Origin of the sequence: Paenibacillus hamazuiensis, from assembly GCF_023276405.1 — a bacterium.
Lineage (GTDB): Bacteria > Bacillota > Bacilli > Paenibacillales > NBRC-103111 > Paenibacillus_AF > Paenibacillus_AF hamazuiensis.
In genome coordinates, this window is sequence record NZ_JALRMO010000001.1 from 4,907,490 (window position 1) to 4,925,949 (window position 18,460).

Below are 18,460 nucleotides of genomic sequence, written 5' to 3' on the forward strand. Positions count from 1 at the left end.
TGCGTTGCGGGTGGTTCTGTGTCAATATAACGTTGTGCCTATTTACGTTTTCAGGAAGAGAAAGGAACCGGTGACCTTAAATCATGAAGCCTTTGTTTCGGCTGCTTACCGAGCTGTCGTCCCGAAAAACCATATCCCGTCTGACAGGCGCCTTCGCCAAATCGAAAGCGAGCAAAGCGCTCATCCCCCGCTTTGCCAAGACATACGGAATTCGGGTGGAGGACGCTGAAAAACATATAAGCGAGTACGCTTCGCTGAACGAATTTTTTACGAGACGGCTGAAAAGCGGGCTGCGTCCGGTCGATACGGCTCAGAGTACTGTGGTCAGTCCCGTCGACGCGCTCATCACCGGAATGGGGCGGATCGAATCCGGCCAAATTCTCAATGTGAAAGGACAAGACTACACGATCGAGGAGCTGCTGAACCGCTCTCCCCGAATGGTCAGCTACGAACACGGATTTTATCTTGTGCTCTATCTCAGCCCGACCGACTATCACCGCATCCATTCTCCGGTCACCGGCGATATATTGGAAAAAGAACACGTGCCCGGCAAAGTGTACCCGGTCAACGATTTCGGATTGCGCCACATGCCCCGGGTGCTGAGCCGCAACGAACGGCTGATCACCTACATGCAGCATGAAAGCGGCGAGGTGGCGGTCGTCAAGGTAGCGGCGATGAACGTCAGCAGCATTCAGTACGTCGATCCGCTGCCCAATCATTTGGAACGAGGCGACGAGCTTGCTTATTTCGAATTCGGCTCGACCGTCGTGCTGCTGCTCGAAACGAATACGTTCGAATGCCGCAGCGACCTTGCGGTCGGCAGCAAAGTCCGGATGGGCGAAGCTCTCGGCAAGCTGCGTCCGAAGGCCTGATAGCCTTTCCGCGAAAAGGCTGGCTTCCATGTCCCGCTCCATAATAATTTTCACAGGAAAAAAGGACCTCCTTCTCCACATTGCCGTGGATTTGGGGTCCTTTCGTTCATAATCGGGGAAAACGTGCCTTTGCGGAAAATCATTTTAGCTGAGCGTATCCTGTGCCGGAAAGAACAAGGGACTCGGCTCGAGAGGCTCCTCCACAGGGATGCGTGGAATCGCCGCTGCTCTTACTTGCGCCGTCGTTGTGCTGATATCCCGCATAGCTTGCACATCCCCGGCCGCAGCGGCGAGCTGATACAGCGTGTTCAGGCTGCCGATCGCCTGCTCTTTGCCTGTCGTGCCGTTCGCCCAATTGCCCAGCACCCGCCGCTTCTCCTCCTCGATGAACCACTGCAGCGCTTTTCTCCTCATGGCTTGTACCTCCGCTGCTTGCTGACCCGGATGTCTGTAATGCCCGCATTATAGCCTATAAGGTATTTTTCGCCAAAAGGCCGCTAAACAAACGCTGTCTGCAAGATGCAGCGAAGCCGGAGCTGCCGAGACCATTTGCGCGTGCCGCCAATCTTCCGCGGAAACCGAAGCGAAACAGGGAAAACGGGAAATGACTCTTTCAATTTGTTCCGGCCGCATAGGAACCTCCTAAACCCAATTTGACCGCGGCACGCCGCATCGCTTCGACCCCCAGCTCCATCTGCTCCATGCTCAGCAGCTGAAACTGGAAATAGGCACCGTACCGGGGAAGCTTGCCGTCCTCCCCGATGCCTGCTGCTGACTCCGACCAAATAACGCCCGCCTCATTGCACGCTTCCCTATAGGCAGGGTAATGTTCCGGATCGCCCTTCCACCAACCGAATATATGAAGTCCGGCGTCGCCTTCCATCCACTCGAACAGATGGGCCAACCGTTCTTTCAACAGCTGCTGCAGATGCCAAAACTTGCGGCTGTAAATTCGTTTCATGCGGCGCAAATGCCGCTCGTAAAGTCCGCTCTGCATGAAGGCGGCGAGCGCCTTCTGCTCCGCAAGCCCGGTCGGCAGCGGCTCGAACAGCTCCTTCGCCCTGCAAAAAGGCGCGACCAGTCCGGCCGGCAGCACGGCATAACCGATGCGCAAAAAAGCCGGCATCGTTTTGGAAAAGCTGCCGATATAAACGACGCGGCCTTCGCTGTCGAGCGCCTTCAGCGGCTCGAGCGGACGCCCCCGGTGGCGGAATTCGCTGTCGTAATCGTCTTCGACGATCAGCGCCCCTCGCCCATTCGCCCAGCGCAGCAGCTCACGCCGCCGCTCGAGGGTGAGCACGGCGCCGGTCGGAAACTGCCGGCTCGGCGTCGCAAACAGCAGCTTCGCCTCCCATGGCGCCGGCACGATGCCGCGTTCGTCCACCGGCGCGTACACGCAAACGCCGCCGGCCGCCCGCACCGCCTTGCTTATGCCGTGGTAGCCCGGCTGCTCCAGCACCGCCGCATCTCCGCTGTCGATGACCAACTGCGCAAGCAAAGCGATGGCCTGCATCGAGCCGTTCACGATGACGATATGATCCGGGGAAGCGGCAATTCCCCGCGCCCGCTGCAAGTAGTGGGCCAGGCACTCCCGCAAGCGGCGGTCTCCTTGCGGCGTTTCCAGCCCGTACGCCAGCTCCCCGCTCGCCCTTCTCGCCTCTGCGTACAGGCAGCGGTTCCACTCAGCGGAAGGAAACCGGCTCAAATCGACGTGTCCGAAATGAAAATCGTACGGGTAAGCCGGACTCCTCATCCTCGCTCTTGGCGGTTCGGCTTGCTCCGCACGTTTTCCCCAAGCCGACAGCAAGTCCGCTCCGGACGAATTACCGGTCACGCCGGCCGTATTTCTTTGCCCGAAGGATACGAAAGTTCCTTTTCCCGTCTCCGTCCTTACATAGCCGTCGGCGGCCAGCATATCGTAGACCTGGCTTACCGTGCCCCGTGCGAGATCATACTGCGCGGCCAGCTCGCGGCTGGAAGGCAGCTTGCTGCCGTGCGCTGCGGTCCCTTGCAATATCATATCTTTAAGCGCATGATACAGCGCGTCGGTTTTCGTACCGTACTCCTGCAAATACGTGCTCAACGGCACATGAAACATAAGCCAGCCTCTCCTCTTTAGTGGACCAATAAAAAACTGCAAAATTGGATCTTCTGATAAGCCAATATTTCTTATATTCTAATTCCAATTTCACAACTTTGTCGAGGAGGAATTGCAGGATGAGAAGAAGCGAATTTGCGATGATGAATGCGGAGGAGACAAGCTTGTTTTTGAACGAGATGAGCTTCGGGTATTTGGGAACGGTCGGGGAGGACGGCTGGCCGCTGCTGACGCCTCTCAACTTTGTGTATCACGGGGGAGCCGTCTACTTTCACGGCAGCAGGGCCGGAGCCAAAATGGCCAACCTGAAAGCGCGGCCCAAGGTCACTTTTGCCGTGGCCAAGGAATATGCGCTCATTCCTTCCTACGTATTGGATCCGAAGCTGGCTTGCCCGGCAACCGCTTATTTTAAATCGGTGTTGATTCGCGGTTATGCCGAAAACGTCCAGGATCCGCACGTGAAAGCGGAGGCGCTGACCGCGTTTATGCAAAAGCTGCAGCCGGAGGGCGGCTACGATCCGATCGATCCGGCGGATAAACATTACGGCCCGCGGCTTGCCGGCGTTGCCATCGTGAAAATTCACGTCGAAGAATTGACCGCCAAATACAAATTCGGGCAAAACTTAAGCGAGCAGGACCGCGGCAAAGTGATTCATGCGCTGGAGGAGCGGCATCGGGAGCTCGACGAGGAAACGGCTGCGCTGATGCGCCAATATTGCCCACACCATAAGGAGCGGGAGAATTGACGGTAGTCCGTTAATTCACAATACACAGGACCACCCGCGATTCCAAAAAAAATCCCCGAGGCCTTTGAGCCCACGGGGATTTGTGTCTTGCACTCCATTATTTCAGTTCCGTCATCGCTACCGGGTCCATGTCGGAGAACTCCTGGTTTTCGCCGGCCATGCCCCAGATGAACGTGTAGTTGTTCGTGCCTACGCCGCTGTGAATCGACCAGCTCGGGGAGATGATCGCCTGTTCATTGCGCACGACCAGATGGCGGGTTTCCGTAGGTTCGCCCATCATGTGGAATACGACTCCGTCAGCCGGCATATCGAAGTAGAGGTACACTTCGGAGCGGCGGTTGTGCGTATGGCAAGGCATCGTGTTCCACATGTTGCCCGGCTTGAGCAGCGTCATGCCCATGACGAGCTGGCAGCTTTGCACGCCGTTCAAATGAATGAATTTATAAATCGTGCGCTCGTTGGAAGTGTTGATGGAACCGAGGTGCTGAGGCTCCGCTTCCGTGATTGCCACTTTGGCGGTCGGGTAATTTTTGTGCGCCGGCGTCGAGTTCAGGTAGAAACGCGCAGGGTTTGCCGGGTCGGCGCTTTTGAAAATGACTTCTTTGTTGCCGAGACCGACGTACAGGCAGTCTTTCGTTTCGAGCACATATTCGGTGCCGTCAACAATGACGCTGCCTTGCGGCCCGATGTTGATGATGCCGATTTCGCGGCGCTCGAGGAAATACTCTGCGCCCATCTCGTGCTTGTCCCCTTCGAGTTTGATCGGCTCTTGGGTCGGAACGGCTGCACCTGTGATGAAGCGGTCCACGTGGCTGTATACCATTTTGAGTTCGCCCGGTACGAACAGCGACTCGATCAAAAATTCTTTGCGCAAACGCGCCGTGTCGTAAGCTTTCACTTCATTGGGATGGGAAGCATAGCGGATTTCCATAATATCGATGATACCTCCTGAAAGTTTTTGCGCCAGTAACCGGTCCCCCAAAAGTGAAGCGATCCTTTGCGGGCTCATTCCTATTACTTTTGGAGGAGCCCCCGAATAACTGGCTTCGTAAGCAATGCTGGTTTTTTTGCAGCGGTTTCGCCTGGTTCGTTTTTACCTAATTCATTATAATACTCCGTTCATTTAAGTTCAATTAAATAATAAATGAACCGAAATGAACCTGACTAAACATGCGGAAACCGCTCGATACGAATTCCCGCCTCGGTATATCTGGCCATCGTTTCCTCGGAAAGCCCCGCATCGGTAATGATCGTCGGCACCTCTTTCACACTCGCAAACGTGATCAGCGCGCATTTGTCGAACTTGCTGTGATCCGCCACGCAAAATACTTGCTCCGCCGTTTCGATCAAAGCCCGCTTCTGCTCCACATGCATTTGCGTAAAAATCGTCAAACCGTACTCCAGATGAATCCCTGTGGCCGATAAAAACGATTTCCGCACATTGAGCTTGCGCAGAAAGCGCCCCGCATCCTCGCTCACCAGCTGATTGCGGCTGCGGATTCCGCCGGGCACGACGAGGCGGATCTGGTCTTTTTTGATCAATTCCCCGATGATGTACAAATCGTTCGTGATGACCGTCAGCGGCTCGTTAGCGAGCTGCTTGGCGATTTCCAGCGTCGTGCTCCCGCTGTCGAGCGCGATGATATCCCCCGGTTCGATGAACCGTACCGCCTGCTCGGCAGCCTGCCGCTTCTCCTTCAGACGCTTCGGATTCGGCGCGGTATTTTGGAACAGACCGGAGTACCCTTCGTTCGCCAGCACCGCCCCGCCGTGCGTGCGCTGCAGCAACCCTTTGCTCTCCAGCTTCTCCAGATCCTGACGGATCGTTTTTCCGGTGACCCCAAGCTTTGCCGCAAGATCGGCCACCGACACTTCCCCTTCCGCCAAAAGCCGCTCCATAATTTTTTCGTGACGTTTCATTGTTGTCGCGAAGCCCCCCTGCTGGCCTGTATCAAAATGATCGAAGTCAGATCCGACCTCGTTCGGCGCCCCATGGTTTCTCCTCATTATACTTGCTGTACACAGGGCTTGTATACGAAAAAAAATGATCGGAGGAAGGTCGCAAATGACCGTGACTCCGCTTTGGCAAAGTGGTATAATATTGGCTAAATGTTAAGAAGAATGATGGAAGGATGACCGAAGATGCACCCTTTAGCACAGCAGCTTAACGAAACGATCCGCAAGGAAAACCCTCATGTTTACGACATGCTTTCGGAGCTTGGACGTTTGATTTATTTTCCGAAGGAAGGCATCTTGAGCCAGTCGGCGGAAGCCAAAGCCAAGGCGAAAAAATTCAACGCCACGATCGGAACGGCGCTGGAAAACGGCGCACCGATGCATCTGAAGGTCATTCAAGATACGTTATCCGCCTATAATCCGAAAGACATTTACGAATATGCGCCGCCTGCCGGCAAACCGGAGCTGCGCACCGCATGGCGCAAGAAGATGCTCGAAGAAAATCCGTCGCTGCAAGGGAAGCAGGTAGGAAACCCGATCGCCACCAACGCGCTGACGCACGGGCTGAGCATCGTTGCCGACCTGTTTGCCAGCCCCGGAGACGCCGTCGTTATCCCGGACAAAAACTGGGAGAACTACGAGCTGACGTTCGGCATTCGCCGCGGTGCCGAGATCGTCAATTACCCGCTGTATAACGAGCAGCGCAAATTCAATGCAGCCGGACTGCGCGAGGCCATTCTCGCCCAGCAAAGCAAAGGCAAAGCAATCGTCGTGCTGAACTTTCCGAACAACCCGACCGGCTATTCTCCCCTGGCTGAGGAAGGACGCGAGATTGTGCAGGCGATCAAAGCCGGTGCGGAAGCGGGCATCAACGTAGTTGTCGTGACCGACGACGCTTACTTCGGACTGTTTTTCGAAAATTCGATGCAGGAATCGCTCGCAGGACATCTCGCGGATATCCACCCCCGCGTGCTGGCGATCAAGGTCGACGGCGCGACCAAAGAGGAGTATGTTTGGGGCTTCCGCGTCGGCTTCGTCACCTACGTCGGCCAAACGGACGCCATGCTGGCCGCCCTGGAGCAGAAGACGATGGGCATCATCCGCGCCACGATTTCGAGCGGACCGCACCCGTCGCAAACGTTCGTGCTGCACGCGCTGCAATCCCCGGATTTCCACTCGCAGAAGCAGGAGAAGTTCGAGATCATGAAAGGCCGCGCCAACAAGGTGAAAGCGATTCTCGACAGCGGCAAATACGACGACGTGTGGGAATATTACCCGTTCAACTCCGGCTACTTTATGTGCCTCAAGCTGAAAACCGTCGACGCGGAAACGCTGCGCCAGCACCTGCTGGACAAATACCAAATCGGCACGATCGCTCTGGGCGAAACCGATTTGCGCGTCGCCTTCTCCTGCATTGAGGAAGCGAACCTTGAGGAGCTGTTCGAGGACATTTACAAAGGTGTGCTCGATGTGCAGAAGGTTGCCGCGAAGTAAATGCGATGAAAAAAAGAAGCCAAGTCCACGGTATCGGACTTGGCTTTTTTCTACACCGAAGCTGAACAAGCGAAAACCACCGCGATAAGGTTGAGGGCCTGAGCGGTGGTTTCGCTGTTAGTGTAACACGACTGATCCATAAGCCACACAAAACATTTACATGATGCAGCCGTCGGTTACGGCTTATTCGAAACATGGCGTAACGGTTGCAGGTGAGCTTATAGTCGGACAAATGGGTAATTCCGAACGGTAACGGTTGCCAGAGTGGTTATTTGTGAACTTTCCTCGTGTTGAGGGGTGTAAAATGAGAATTAAGCTCCGCCACAACCGTTACGTTTTAAAAATGACGTTTTTGAGCCAAATAAGCTCATCAGCAACCGTTAATCTGCCCGCATACTTGAAATCGGACTGTTTAGATCAGCAAATTAAACAGATGCGGATCTTTATTGATCTCCACATACCGGATGCCCTTGCGGTTCATCCGCTCCAGCAGCGGACCGTAATCTTCCTTTTGCTTCAGCTCGATGCCGACCAGCGCGGGCCCGTTCTCCTTGCTTGTCTTCTTCGTATACTCGAACCGGGTGATGTCGTCGTTCGGGCCGAGCACCTCGTCCAAAAACTCGCGAAGAGCACCCGCCCGCTGCGGGAACTCGACGGTGAAGTAATGCTTGAGCCCTTCGTAGATCAGCGAGCGCTCCTTGATCTCCTGCATCCGGTCGATATCGTTGTTGCCGCCGCTAATGATGCAGACGACATTTTTCCCGGCGATCTGCTCCCGGTAAAAATCAAGCGCGGTGATCGGCAGCGCTCCGGCCGGCTCGGCGACGATCGCATTTTCGTTATACAGCTCGAGGATCGTCGTACACACCTTGCCTTCCGGCACGAGCACGATGTCATCGACGACGGTTTTGCACGTCTCGAACGTCAGCTCGCCGACCCGCTTGACCGCCGTGCCGTCGACGAATTTGTCGATCTCCTCCAGCGTGACGACCGCTTGCTGCTCGAATGCCTTGCTCATGGAAGGGGCTCCCGTTCCTTCGACCCCGATCACCTTCGTGGAGGGGCTGACCGACTTCACGTAAGTGCCGACGCCTGCCGCCAGTCCCCCACCGCCGATTCCCATGAAGACGAAATCGACCGGCTCGCGCATATCGTTCATCAGCTCCATGCCGACGGTACCTTGACCGGCGATAATTTTCGGGTCGTCGAACGGGTGAATGAACTGCATCCCGTGTTTTTCACAGTACTGCACGGCCTCCCGAAGCGAATCGTCGAACGTGTCGCCGGTTAAAATCACTTCCGCATAAGAGCCGCCGAACAGCTTCACTTGCGAAATTTTTTGCCGGGGCGTTGTCGCTGGCATAAAAATTTTGCCGGAAATCTTCAGATTATTGCACGAGTAGGCCACACCTTGAGCATGGTTGCCGGCGCTGGCGCATACGACTCCCCGCTGAAGCTGCTCCTCGGGCAAGCTGCGGATCAAATTGTATGCGCCGCGGATTTTAAAGGAGCGGACAACCTGCAGGTCCTCCCGTTTCAAATATACGTTGCAGCCGTAGCGGTCCGACAGAATGAAGTTTTTTTGCAAAGGCGTATGGCTGACCACATCCTTCAGCAAATGGCTGGCCAACACGATATCGTCCAATTTTACGATTGATGCGCTCATGGTCTTATCCTCCGCTTATCCGAAAAAAGTATAATAGAACTATTATACACGCACTGCGGAGGACATCAAGATTTATTTCCTTGAACGGCGATTAACGGGTAATCGATGTAAAAGCCGAATACAGCATGGACGTGAAATTGATCCCTACGTAGCTGGCGCCCCAGTTCCGGAACCGGTCCAATCCGGCGCGGTCGGTGGACAAGATGCCGACGGGAATGCCGTGTTTTCTCCCGGACTCGAGCACCCGGTTTCTCATCGCCTCCAGCTCCGGATGGTCCGGATTGTCCGGATAACCCGCGCTGACGGACAAGTCGGTCGGGCCGATAAACGCCAGATCGATGCCGCTCGTCATAATCTCGTCCACATTTTCGACGGCCTGCGGCGTTTCGATGTGAACGCATACAAGCACATCGTCATTGCTGCCCTGCAGGTAGGAAGACCCTTTGTTCAAGCCGTATTTGGCTGCGCGCACCGAATAGGCCACACCCCGCGTACCGTGCGGAGGAAATTTCGCCGCCTCCACGACCGCTCTCGCTTCCGCGCCCGTATTGATTTGCGGCACATGGATGCCTTTCGCTCCCCGGTCCAGCGCTTTCAAAATTTCGCTCTGCGTGGAGTTCACAATCCGCACGATCGGCGTCGTCCCCGCAAGCTCGCAGGCACGGATCATATTTTCCACCTCGCCCCAGCTGTAAGAGCCGTGTTCGTTGTCGATCACCACGAAATCGAAGCCGGAGTGTCCGAGCATTTCCGCCAAGGAAGGCGAATAAATGCCGATAAAGCTGCCCACCGCCGTTTTGCCCTCTGCCATCATTTGTTTGATCGGATTAGCCATAGTTTCGTGTCCTCCCTTGAAGTCGCATTCCTGCAGACTTGTGCATCCTAACATATTCTGTTTGCGCGGCTGCAATCCTTCCTTCCGCATGAAAAATAGTCCGGTCTGCGGCAAGCCGCTTTACCGGACCGGGTGTCATTTGCTTATGACGAAGCGAGGCCGAAACGTTCCAATTGCTCTTGTGTCATCAGCTGCTCGCCGGCTTTCGCATTGGCTGCCGCCTGCTGAGGCGACTTGGCGCCGGGGATCGCTACGGGAGCGATTGGATGCGAGATGACGAAACGAAGCGCAGCGGTCGGCAGATCCTCATCTTCGCGGGCAGCCCGCTTCACCTGCTCCAGCTTGCGGATTCGCCGCTCGAACTGCTGCCGTTCCGGCCCGTCCTCGTTCCAGCGGACGCGAACGCTGTCGGTAAACACGGTGTCGGCCGAGTAGCTGCCGGAAAGCAGCCCCATCGCAAGCGGACCGCGCACGAGAACGGCGATTCGATGCTGCTGGCAATACGGCAAAAACTCCGCCTCCGGCTCCCGGTTGAGCAAGGAGTAGTCGACTTCGACGACGCGGCAGGTGCCGTTCGCGTTAAACCTCTTCAGCACCTCGAGATTGCCCGTCGAAATGCCGTATTCGCGGATTTCCCCGTCTTTTTTCAAAATTTCAAAGCCTTCCAGAAATACCGTCGGATCTTCGATGTCGCCGACATGACAAAGCATCACGTCGATCCAATCGGTCCGCAGCCGGTGCAGTGAAGCGTGCGCGCACAAACGGATCATATCAGGCGTCGTCAGCGGCACCCCTTGTCCGGTCCTTTTGCCGAAATGGCCGATTTTCGAAACGATGTAGCTTCTGTGGCGTTCGCCCGCGAGCGCTTTGCCGAGACGCTGTTCGGATAAACCGTTAGGGATGCCGTAAGATTCCGCGGTATCGAACAGATTGACGCCGTGATCCAGCGACGCCCGAATCGTTGCGTAAGCGGCAGCGTCGTCGATTTCTCCCCACTGGTTGCCGATATTCCAGGTGCCGAGCCCGATAGCCGAAACGTTCCAGCCCATGGTGCCGAAGCTGCGATAAAGCATGTCCCCGTTCCTCCTCGCCGTTTTGTTCGAAAAATGTATTGCCAAATCCAGTTTATCCCAACGTTTGGAACCGCTCAAGAGAAACAAAGGAATATATTAAGTTTCGACAAAAAAAGACGAAGATTCGTCAGTGCCGGCTGAAGCGGCGAGCTTGACGAACCTTCGACGGTTGCAGTCATTTATTTGATGATGATGTTTGTAACCAACTGGTTGCTGATTTTCAAATCGATGGCGCGTCCGTTCGTAAGCAGGGAAAGATCGCCATTGATCGTAAAATTGGAAGCCGTATTGTATACGTCCGTCCGCACCGTATCGTTCACGGTCTGATTGATGGAGACGGTCGCGATTTTGCCGCTGGAATTCAGCGTGTAGCTGTTGAGCGTGCCGCTTACCGTAATTTCCGCATTCTGGTCCGCCTGTTCGGTAACTTCCACAAAGACGACTCTGCCGTCATACAGGTTGAGACGCACTTCATCGCCCACCTTCAGATCGCCGGGATTAACTTTGATGCCGCCCCGGAAAATGAAGGCGTTCGGATCGATCGTCAGCTGCTGTGTCTGGCCGTCCTTCGTAATGCTCAGCGTGCTGCCCGAAACCGCGGAGGCTACCGTGCCGGTCACGTTAAAGCTGTTGCCGCTGCCCGGCAGCTGCGTGCCCGTACGATCGAGCAGAGCGGCGAGCTCGGCGCGGGTTACCGGCTGGTTCGGACGGAACGTATTGTCCTCGTAACCGTCAATCAGCTTTCTTTCGATAGCAAGCGCCACGTAACCGACGGAGCCGGCCGGGATTTTGTCGGCATCCTTGAAGCTGAGCGTCGTGTTCATTTTCGCCTTCGCTTCGTTTTGCAGCTTGAGCGCTTTCACGAGCAGTGTCGTCGCCCACAAACGATCCGCCGGCTTATCCGGCTGAACCTCGCTGTCCGACTCTGCGAACAGGTCGTTTTCCAGCGCTACGGCTACATAGCCGACCGCCCAAGGATATTTGGATTTGATTTTATCGGCATCCTTAAAATTAAGCTGCGAATTCATTTCCGCGGCCGACTCGGCTTGCTCGCGCAGTCCCATCAGGCGCACCGCCGCCGTAATCGCTTCGATGCGGGAAATCGTTTGACGGGGCTTAAATGTACCGTCCTCATACCCCTCGAACACTTGCTTCGAAGCAAGGCTCGCTATGTATCTCAGCGCCCATTCGACGTCTTTGCCTTGTATGTCGTCGAACGTCAATTTCAACGCGAGGCTGTTTTTCTTGTTGTCGAATTTATATTCGAACTTATCGTCGCGATCCTTATCGCGCCCCTTGCCTTTGCCGTCGGCAAATGCCGCCGTTGTGCCGCCAAGGGCCATCGTTAAAGCCAAGCTGCTGACTACCGCTTTTTTCATCCAAGAGTTCTTCATGTACATCGGGCTCCTTCTCTACGTTAAAATGATATAAAGTTAGTGTGGTGATGCTGGATAGAACCCTCGCGAGGTGCTGCCTTATGTTACATCGTTCGACTTCCTTTTGACGTTTGGGGGGGTTCTTTGAACAAAACTTTTAAAGATGTTAGACTGGAAGCATGTAAGATTTATCCCCCATTATTGGATCAAAGGAGACGAGGCATGAAGTTTTTCAAAGCGGTTGCGTGGAAGAAGCTGTCCATCGGGCTGGCGGTTCTGGGGCTCATTGTGGCGGCGGCGGTGTATTCCACTATCCAGTTTCAAAATAAGAGCCGGACAGCCGGCGAAGGTCCGCAGCCATCCGCCACAGGTGCTTCCGCCGGCGCAGAAGCCGGGGACAAGCCGGCGGCAAGCAAACCTGCCCCGGAGCCGCAAATTCCGGCGGAAACCGTCGACGTGGCGGTGATCGGCAGCGAGCTCGAAGGGCTTTATTTGGCCAGAGCGGCCGCGGACGAAGGGCTGAAGGTCAAAATCATCGACCCGAGGGAAGCGTTCGGCGGACAGGTGCTGCAAGGCGAGATGCTGTTTCTCGACGAAGTGCGCGATGAGCAGGGCCATTCGATGTCCCAGGGACGCGTGAAGGAGCTGTTCGACGGATTCCGTGCAGGCAAAATCCGCAAGCTCCCGGAGTTCCAGCAATATTTTGACAAGCTGAAAAAGGACATTCCGGTCGAATCCGGCATACATATCGAGGAAATCAAGCAAGTTCCGGGCGCCTTCGGCCCCCATGCGGTCGAATCGATCGTCTACACCGGCAAAGACGGGGCCAAGAAGAGGCTGGTCTCTTCTTACTGGGTCGATAATACCGATTACGCCGCGCTGCTCAGCAAGCTGCAGGTGACGCGCCTGCCGGGTCTGGAAGCTTTTTATGGGCAAAAAAACATCGAATATATGAGCGCCGGCATGATGATGAAGTTTAAAAATGTGGATTGGGAAAAATTCCGCAGCTACGTGAACAACCTGAAGCCGGAGGAGCGAAACGCCAAATACGGCTGGGCCGGCGTCGACAACAGCTTCGCGGTGGGCTTAAGCGGTATGACCCAGAAGTACAAGCCGTCGAACGACCGCGTCTTCCTGCGCGGGCTCAATGCGGTGAGCCAGCGGGACGGCGAAGTGCTGATCAATGCGCTGCTCGTTTACACGGTCGACCCTTCCGACAGTAAGTCGGTCGCCGAAGCGATGGAGCTTGGGAAGAAGGAAATTCCGCTCGTTCTCGAGCATTTCCGCAAAAATCTCGTCGGCTGGGAAAAAGCCGAAGTGAACGGTTATCCGAACTATTTGTATATCCGCGAATACAACCATTATGAAACCGACTATGTGCTCAAGGTTTCCGATATGCTCGGAGCCCGCATGTTTTGGGATAATGTGAGCATCGCCGGATACCCGCTCGATCTGCAGGGCACGAGCGCCAACAAATGGGGCATCGAAATGGGCCGCCCCGACAAATACGGCATGCCGCTTCGCAGCTTCCTGCTCAAAAACTACGACAACGTGATTACAGCCGGGAAAAACGTCGGCTCCTCCGCGATCGCTTACGGCAGCGCGCGCATCCAGCCGAACACGAGCCTGGCGGCGGAGACGATCGGCATTTTGCTCGGGCAGCTGCAGGGCAAGAAAAAGCTGCGCGAGCTGAAGGAAGCCGATATGCCGGCGTTGAACAGCTACCTGGCCAGCAAATACAAGATCAAGCTGACCGGTGTGACCGGCCATAATAAAATCGCCGGCTGGACGCAGGACGAAATCGCCAAGCTGGACAGCGGGGAAATCACGTACCCGTCATACGTGAACAAGAGGAAGAAGTAGGAGCGCATCATCCGATATTTACAACAATGAGCTGCTCGTCTTTTCATGGATAAAAATAAAGCCCGTGAGCTTCGCTTGGTTTCAAGCGCTGCTCGCGGGCTTGTTATTTTGAAGGGCGACGGTGAGGTATTTTCCACCGGACGGTCAGTCTGCAAAAATCTCCTTCAAGTCGATGGTAAAATCGTCGAAAATGCCGACCGGCATTTGCTCGTCCCTGGCATAGGCATCGGCCAGCACATAGTTACCGTCCGGCTGGAGCCGGTAGACGACGACCGATTTGTCCGACGGATAGACGATCCAATATTCGCGCACGCCGTGTTTTTCGTACAGCGTCAGCTTCGTCTTCACATCCGTTTTAAGGCTGGTCGGCGAGACGATTTCGACGATCAGATCGGGAGCTCCTTTGCAGCCTTTGTCGTCGAGCTTGGAGTGATCGCAGATGACGGTAATGTCGGGCTGGACGACCGTTTTGATGTCCTCGTCGGACGTTTCGCTGCTTTTCGGGAGCCGAACATCGAAGGGAGCGGCATATACTTTGCACGGTTTGTCTTTCAGGTAATTGAAAAATGCGTTAAACAAAGTTCCAAATATCTCCTGATGTATCCTGTTCGGCCCCGGGGACATATTGTATACCTTGCCGTCAATCAATTCCACCCGAATTCCCTCCGGCCACTGCAAATAATCTCCATACGTATAATACGGTTTGTCCGATGGCATCCCCATGCTCATTACAGTTCACCTCGCCTTTATTGGTGATTCCATTATACCATTAACCTCTTGAAAACCGTAATGTCACAAGCATCGAAGAGCCGGTAAAATCAAACGAACGAACCGCGAACGGCCTCGGCACCTGCTCCCCTACATTGATTTGAATCGGCGCCAGCTGCAGCCATTCGCTCGGAATCGTCGCCCGCTTGATTTCGGTGCGGGTATGCGTCGCCGTCAAGTAAGGGTCGCTCCACGACAGCGTAAAGTAAAGCTTGCCTCCCACCTGCCAATATCCGTTGAACAGAGCGTTGATATCGACGGTCAGCTCGTTGCCGGACAGATGGCTTTGCGCTCCGGTAATGCGAAGACGATCGGAAATGTCCGGTTTTTCGGACAGCGTTTTTTTCAAAATCTGGTTGATATCCTCCTCGGTCATTTCGACGCGAAGCCGCCGGGACATGACCATCTCCTTCACCTTGTCTCCCCAGGAAATATCGGAGTAGGACAAATCCAAATGCTCATCCGGTTGCACGTACATGACCGCTCCCGCCGCCGCTACAGCCAGACAAATCCCCAACGCGATGATGCCTTTCAACAACCTGAACACGGCGCTCTCCCTCTCCCCGTTTCAAAACGTTCCTTGTCCCTAGTGTACTGCATTGCCTTATGTGCAGACAATATTGAGGCTTGCCTCCGGCAGTAGACGAGTTAAATTGTGAAGGGAAGCGGAATTGAAGGAGTACGAGCAAATTATGAGAGGAGCTGGAATTGACGGCGGACGGGTTGACTGGTGACTGTGAGGCTGTTGGAAAACGATTGGCCGCCATGGAAGCGCAGGCTGTTGAAAGGAAGAAGGCGGTAGAAGATTCGAGAGGGGCAAAAGTTGCAATGTTAGTTAAAGATTCGAAGATAGATGTCGTTGCGAGTGGTGTTAGAAGGTGCAGGGATGGGCAAATCTGCGAGTGAAGTGGAAAGTTCGGGTAGTGACTGGCGTTACGGGGGTGTTGAAGCTGTAGGGATGGCAGATGCTGCGGAGGTCCGGGAAGTGACTGACGTTACGAGGTAGACGGAAGTTGCATGGATGAGCAGATGCTGCGAGTGTAGTGGAAGTTCGGGAAATGGCCACGCTGCGAGGTTGCTGGAAGGCGTATGGGTGAGCAGATGCTGCGGAAGTTCGGGAAGTGACTGGCGTTACGATGTGCGTTAGAAAGTACTGCAAGTGACGGATGTTGCCGGTTGTGTGCGAATAAGCGCAATTTGTTGTATTATGGGGCCCCCGCCACGTTGTTCCAGCAGAAATAGTCCCAAAAAGTTGTATAATTGCGAGCGGTTTGGCCAAATAAAAGGGTATCTACCCAAAATAATACAAGTTATGGAGATTATCCGTTTCCGTTCGTAAGATTTGTTCGCGATAAGCACAGTTTTTGTGATTATGCAGCATCGAGCTCCAACGGCATGATTGCGAGGTACCGCCGTCATGCAAACGTACCTCATTTGACGCTTAACCCGGCAACGATCCCCAACGCGCGCCTCTCCAGGCTGCGCGCTGCGGGCTGCACGGCGGGTGCCAGGCCCCATGACCGGAGGAGGCGACCGCCCCCCGCACCGCGGCCGCGGCGGGCCGGGCCCTGAAGCCAAACAAGCCGTGACGGCTCACGGCTTGTTTGGCTTTTCTTTCAGCCAGCGCGGCGCGCCCTTGCTTTTGCGGTCGCGCTCGCGCTGCTTCGCCGTCTTCTCCGCCGCCTTATTCGCAGGCGGCGGAGAAGACTTGGCCGCTGCGGCCGGCCGGACGCCGGGAGCTGCCGCCGCCCCGCGGCGCGCAGGCGGCGTACCGGGCTCCGCCGGCGCGAAGCCGGATACGCGCGCGGCAGTGCCTGCGCCGCCGCGCTTCTTCGCCGCGGCGGGCCGCTGCGCCGCCGGGTCGACGACCTTCCCGGCGTACATCGCCTTGCGCTCGATGCGGATGCCGAGCGCCTTCTCGAACTTGCCGAGGATGAACTCCTCCTTCGGCGTCACAATCGAGATGGCCGTCCCCCGCCGGCCCATCCGCCCGGTCCGCCCGGCGCGGTGCACGTAATGATCGGCGTCGATCGGCGGATCGAAGTTGATTACGTGCGTCACGCCCGGGATGTCGAGGCCGCGCGCCGCCACGTCGGTGGCGAGCAGCAGCTGGAAGCGGCCGTCGCGGAACGCGTTCATCGCCTTGGCGCGCTCGACTTTGCCGGCGTCGGCGTAGAGCGCCTCAATCGACAAACCGACGTAGCGCATCTTCTCCAGCACATTGCCGATATCGTCCACATCGTTGATGAAGACGATCGCCGCCGGCGGATTGTACAGCCGCACGAGCCGCCGCAGCGTATCGATTTTATCCCGCTCCTCACAGACGAAGTACAGATGCTCGAGCGTTTCCGACGTGCGCTGTCCCGGATTCACGCTGATCGTTTCCGGATCGCGCATCCAGCGCTCCGCCGCCGCGGTAACGGACTCCGGCATCGTCGCGGAGAAAAACAAAATTTGCCGGTCGCGCAGCATGCTCTTCAGCACAGCCTCCACTTCGTTCATCGCCCCGAGATCGAATACCTGATCGACCTCATCCACGACGACGGAACGGACGTAATGCATCGAAAGCTTGCGCAGCTTCAGCAGCTCCAGAATACGCCCGGGCGTGCCGACGACGATATGCGGATGCAGCTTCAGCTTATCGATCTGCCGCTGAATGGCTGCGCCGCCGATCAGCGCTTGTGCGGCGATGCCGCTGTCCTTCGTCAGCCGCTCCAATTCATGCATGATTTGCATGCCAAGCTCACGTGTCGGCACCAAAATGACCGCCTGCAGCTTTTTCTCCTGCGGGTCGATTTTGTGCAGCAGCGGCAGCACGTAAGCGAGCGTCTTGCCCGTCCCCGTTTGCGACTGGGCAATCACATCCTTGCCTGCCAAAACGGCGGGAATCGCCGTCTGCTGGATCGGCGTCGGCTCGCTGATGCCTGCCGCCTGCAATTTTTTTATGTAAAACGGTTGGATTTGCAGCTGTTCAAAACCGGGATTCATGGAAACCCTCATTTCGTAAGATGATGGAAAACATGGATCGTTTCTTCTTAAGCATCATAACAGCCGCCAAGACCGGCCGCAAGTGGGATGCGCCGCAGGCGCCGGTTACCAGATCCCCCAGTCCTGCCGCAGCCGTTTCCGGACCGTTTCCCGGGCCCGGTAAAGCCGCTGCCGGACGACATTTTCGCTCACGTTCAGCTGCTGCGCCATTTCCTTGTAGGATAAGCTGGCCATCCAGCGCAGTTCAAGCGGCCTTCGGTATTCCGGCTTCATCTGGCCGATATACCGGACAATCGCTTCCTTCAGCATCTTGAGCTCGACGGCCTGCTCGGTATGCAGCACGGCAAGCGACCGGTATAAGGCTGCGTCGGATACCCAAAACAACTCATCCGGAAAAAGCTCGTCCCTGCTCCTTTTCCACTTGCGCAAATAATTGTAGGTCGTATTGCGGGCAACGGCCTTGAGCCATTGCTCGGTCCGATGAACCTCCGTCTGCCGCGGCGCTTTCTCCAGCACCTTCAAAAACGATTCCTGCACGATATCTTCCGCCGCCGAATGATCCCTCGCAATAAACAGGACGAGCCCGTAAACGAGCCGGTGAAACCGCCGGTAAATTTCCGCTTGTATCGGTTGCTCCAGGTTGGAAAAAGATTCTGCAAACAACAGCATGAACAGCTCCGACATAAACGCCCTCCCGCGTCGTTGAACGTACCAACCCTGTCGTT

16 protein-coding genes are annotated in these 18,460 nt (G+C 55.8%); 4 read left to right on the forward strand and 12 right to left on the reverse strand.

Features of this window, described 5'->3' with window-relative positions:
• Positions 1–83 precede the first annotated feature (83 nt).
• A complete protein-coding gene (gene asd / locus MYS68_RS21110) occupies positions 84–872 on the forward strand; it encodes an archaetidylserine decarboxylase (RefSeq protein ID WP_248927740.1) in 789 nt (262 codons plus the stop codon).
• A 144-nt stretch (positions 873–1,016) separates the two neighbouring features.
• Here the strand turns inward: asd and MYS68_RS21115 are convergent, their stop codons facing one another.
• Both MYS68_RS21115 and pdxR read right to left on the reverse strand, forming a co-directional pair.
• Complete coding sequence (locus tag MYS68_RS21115) at positions 1,017–1,286, reverse strand: hypothetical protein (RefSeq protein WP_248927741.1); 270 nt, start codon at positions 1,284–1,286, stop codon at positions 1,017–1,019.
• 199 nt (positions 1,287–1,485) lie between these two features.
• Entirely contained in the window at positions 1,486–2,970 is a 1,485-nt protein-coding gene (pdxR, locus tag MYS68_RS21120) for a MocR-like pyridoxine biosynthesis transcription factor PdxR (RefSeq protein ID WP_248927742.1), read from the reverse strand.
• Between the two features lie 119 nt (positions 2,971–3,089).
• On the opposite strand from pdxR, the gene MYS68_RS21125 reads away from it, so the two are divergent.
• On the forward strand, positions 3,090–3,716 hold the full coding sequence (locus tag MYS68_RS21125; protein WP_248927743.1) for a pyridoxamine 5'-phosphate oxidase family protein: 627 nt from the start codon (positions 3,090–3,092) through the stop codon (positions 3,714–3,716).
• Positions 3,717–3,813: 97 nt separating this feature from the next.
• Here the strand turns inward: MYS68_RS21125 and kduI are convergent, their stop codons facing one another.
• Together kduI and MYS68_RS21135 are read right to left on the reverse strand one after the other, a co-directional pair.
• Positions 3,814–4,647: a 5-dehydro-4-deoxy-D-glucuronate isomerase gene (gene kduI, locus MYS68_RS21130; protein ID WP_248927744.1), complete on the reverse strand. Its 834-nt coding sequence runs from the start codon at positions 4,645–4,647 to the stop codon at positions 3,814–3,816.
• A gap of 233 nt (positions 4,648–4,880) precedes the next feature.
• The gene (locus MYS68_RS21135) at positions 4,881–5,636 is read right to left on the reverse strand and encodes a DeoR/GlpR family DNA-binding transcription regulator (protein ID WP_248927745.1); all 756 of its coding nucleotides are present in this window, start codon (positions 5,634–5,636) and stop codon (positions 4,881–4,883) included.
• 222 nt (positions 5,637–5,858) lie between these two features.
• Here MYS68_RS21135 and MYS68_RS21140 point away from each other — a divergent pair, with 222 nt between their 5' ends.
• Complete coding sequence (locus MYS68_RS21140; RefSeq protein WP_248927746.1) at positions 5,859–7,166, forward strand: aminotransferase class I/II-fold pyridoxal phosphate-dependent enzyme; 1,308 nt, start codon at positions 5,859–5,861, stop codon at positions 7,164–7,166.
• Between the two features lie 412 nt (positions 7,167–7,578).
• Here MYS68_RS21140 and ilvA read toward each other — a convergent pair whose 3' ends face one another.
• From ilvA to MYS68_RS21160, 4 genes are all read right to left on the reverse strand, one after another.
• A complete protein-coding gene (ilvA, locus tag MYS68_RS21145; RefSeq protein WP_248927747.1) occupies positions 7,579–8,832 on the reverse strand; it encodes a threonine ammonia-lyase IlvA in 1,254 nt (417 codons plus the stop codon).
• Between the two features lie 91 nt (positions 8,833–8,923).
• Positions 8,924–9,667 (reverse strand): HpcH/HpaI aldolase family protein, encoded by a 744-nt coding sequence (locus tag MYS68_RS21150; protein ID WP_248927748.1) that lies wholly within the window; start codon positions 9,665–9,667, stop codon positions 8,924–8,926.
• Positions 9,668–9,810: 143 nt separating this feature from the next.
• Positions 9,811–10,740: an aldo/keto reductase gene (locus MYS68_RS21155; RefSeq protein WP_248927749.1), complete on the reverse strand. Its 930-nt coding sequence runs from the start codon at positions 10,738–10,740 to the stop codon at positions 9,811–9,813.
• Positions 10,741–10,919: 179 nt separating this feature from the next.
• Positions 10,920–12,134, reverse strand: coding sequence for an S-layer homology domain-containing protein (locus MYS68_RS21160; protein ID WP_248927750.1), 1,215 nt, complete (start codon positions 12,132–12,134; stop codon positions 10,920–10,922).
• A gap of 204 nt (positions 12,135–12,338) precedes the next feature.
• On the opposite strand from MYS68_RS21160, the gene MYS68_RS21165 reads away from it, so the two are divergent.
• Positions 12,339–13,979 (forward strand): FAD-dependent oxidoreductase, encoded by a 1,641-nt coding sequence (locus tag MYS68_RS21165; RefSeq protein ID WP_248927751.1) that lies wholly within the window; start codon positions 12,339–12,341, stop codon positions 13,977–13,979.
• A 144-nt stretch (positions 13,980–14,123) separates the two neighbouring features.
• On the opposite strand, the gene MYS68_RS21170 is transcribed toward MYS68_RS21165, so the two are convergent.
• The 4 genes from MYS68_RS21170 to MYS68_RS21185 form a co-directional block, all read right to left on the reverse strand.
• The gene (locus tag MYS68_RS21170) at positions 14,124–14,708 is read right to left on the reverse strand and encodes a Uma2 family endonuclease (RefSeq protein ID WP_248927752.1); all 585 of its coding nucleotides are present in this window, start codon (positions 14,706–14,708) and stop codon (positions 14,124–14,126) included.
• Between the two features lie 40 nt (positions 14,709–14,748).
• Positions 14,749–15,294 (reverse strand): hypothetical protein, encoded by a 546-nt coding sequence (locus MYS68_RS21175; RefSeq protein WP_248927753.1) that lies wholly within the window; start codon positions 15,292–15,294, stop codon positions 14,749–14,751.
• Between the two features lie 1,046 nt (positions 15,295–16,340).
• Positions 16,341–17,735 carry a DEAD/DEAH box helicase gene (locus MYS68_RS21180; protein ID WP_248927754.1) on the reverse strand — a complete coding sequence of 465 codons (1,395 nt, stop codon included), beginning with the start codon at positions 17,733–17,735 and terminating at the stop codon, positions 16,341–16,343.
• A 105-nt stretch (positions 17,736–17,840) separates the two neighbouring features.
• Entirely contained in the window at positions 17,841–18,419 is a 579-nt protein-coding gene (locus tag MYS68_RS21185) for an RNA polymerase sigma factor (protein ID WP_248927755.1), read from the reverse strand.
• Between the last annotated feature and the right edge of the window lie 41 nt (positions 18,420–18,460).

Coding starts and splice junctions, on each gene's coding strand:
- asd (WP_248927740.1), top strand. CDS start 84: ATGAAGCCTTTGTTTCGGCTGCTTACCGAGCTGTCGTCCCGAAAAACC.
- MYS68_RS21115 (WP_248927741.1), bottom strand. CDS start 1,286: ATGAGGAGAAAAGCGCTGCAGTGGTTCATCGAGGAGGAGAAGCGGCGG.
- pdxR (WP_248927742.1), bottom strand. CDS start 2,970: ATGTTTCATGTGCCGTTGAGCACGTATTTGCAGGAGTACGGTACGAAA.
- MYS68_RS21125 (WP_248927743.1), top strand. CDS start 3,090: ATGAGAAGAAGCGAATTTGCGATGATGAATGCGGAGGAGACAAGCTTG.
- kduI (WP_248927744.1), bottom strand. CDS start 4,647: ATGGAAATCCGCTATGCTTCCCATCCCAATGAAGTGAAAGCTTACGAC.
- MYS68_RS21135 (WP_248927745.1), bottom strand. CDS start 5,636: ATGAAACGTCACGAAAAAATTATGGAGCGGCTTTTGGCGGAAGGGGAA.
- MYS68_RS21140 (WP_248927746.1), top strand. CDS start 5,859: ATGCACCCTTTAGCACAGCAGCTTAACGAAACGATCCGCAAGGAAAAC.
- ilvA (WP_248927747.1), bottom strand. CDS start 8,832: ATGAGCGCATCAATCGTAAAATTGGACGATATCGTGTTGGCCAGCCAT.
- MYS68_RS21150 (WP_248927748.1), bottom strand. CDS start 9,667: ATGGCTAATCCGATCAAACAAATGATGGCAGAGGGCAAAACGGCGGTG.
- MYS68_RS21155 (WP_248927749.1), bottom strand. CDS start 10,740: ATGCTTTATCGCAGCTTCGGCACCATGGGCTGGAACGTTTCGGCTATC.
- MYS68_RS21160 (WP_248927750.1), bottom strand. CDS start 12,134: ATGAAGAACTCTTGGATGAAAAAAGCGGTAGTCAGCAGCTTGGCTTTA.
- MYS68_RS21165 (WP_248927751.1), top strand. CDS start 12,339: ATGAAGTTTTTCAAAGCGGTTGCGTGGAAGAAGCTGTCCATCGGGCTG.
- MYS68_RS21170 (WP_248927752.1), bottom strand. CDS start 14,708: ATGAGCATGGGGATGCCATCGGACAAACCGTATTATACGTATGGAGAT.
- MYS68_RS21180 (WP_248927754.1), bottom strand. CDS start 17,735: ATGAATCCCGGTTTTGAACAGCTGCAAATCCAACCGTTTTACATAAAA.
- MYS68_RS21185 (WP_248927755.1), bottom strand. CDS start 18,419: ATGTCGGAGCTGTTCATGCTGTTGTTTGCAGAATCTTTTTCCAACCTG.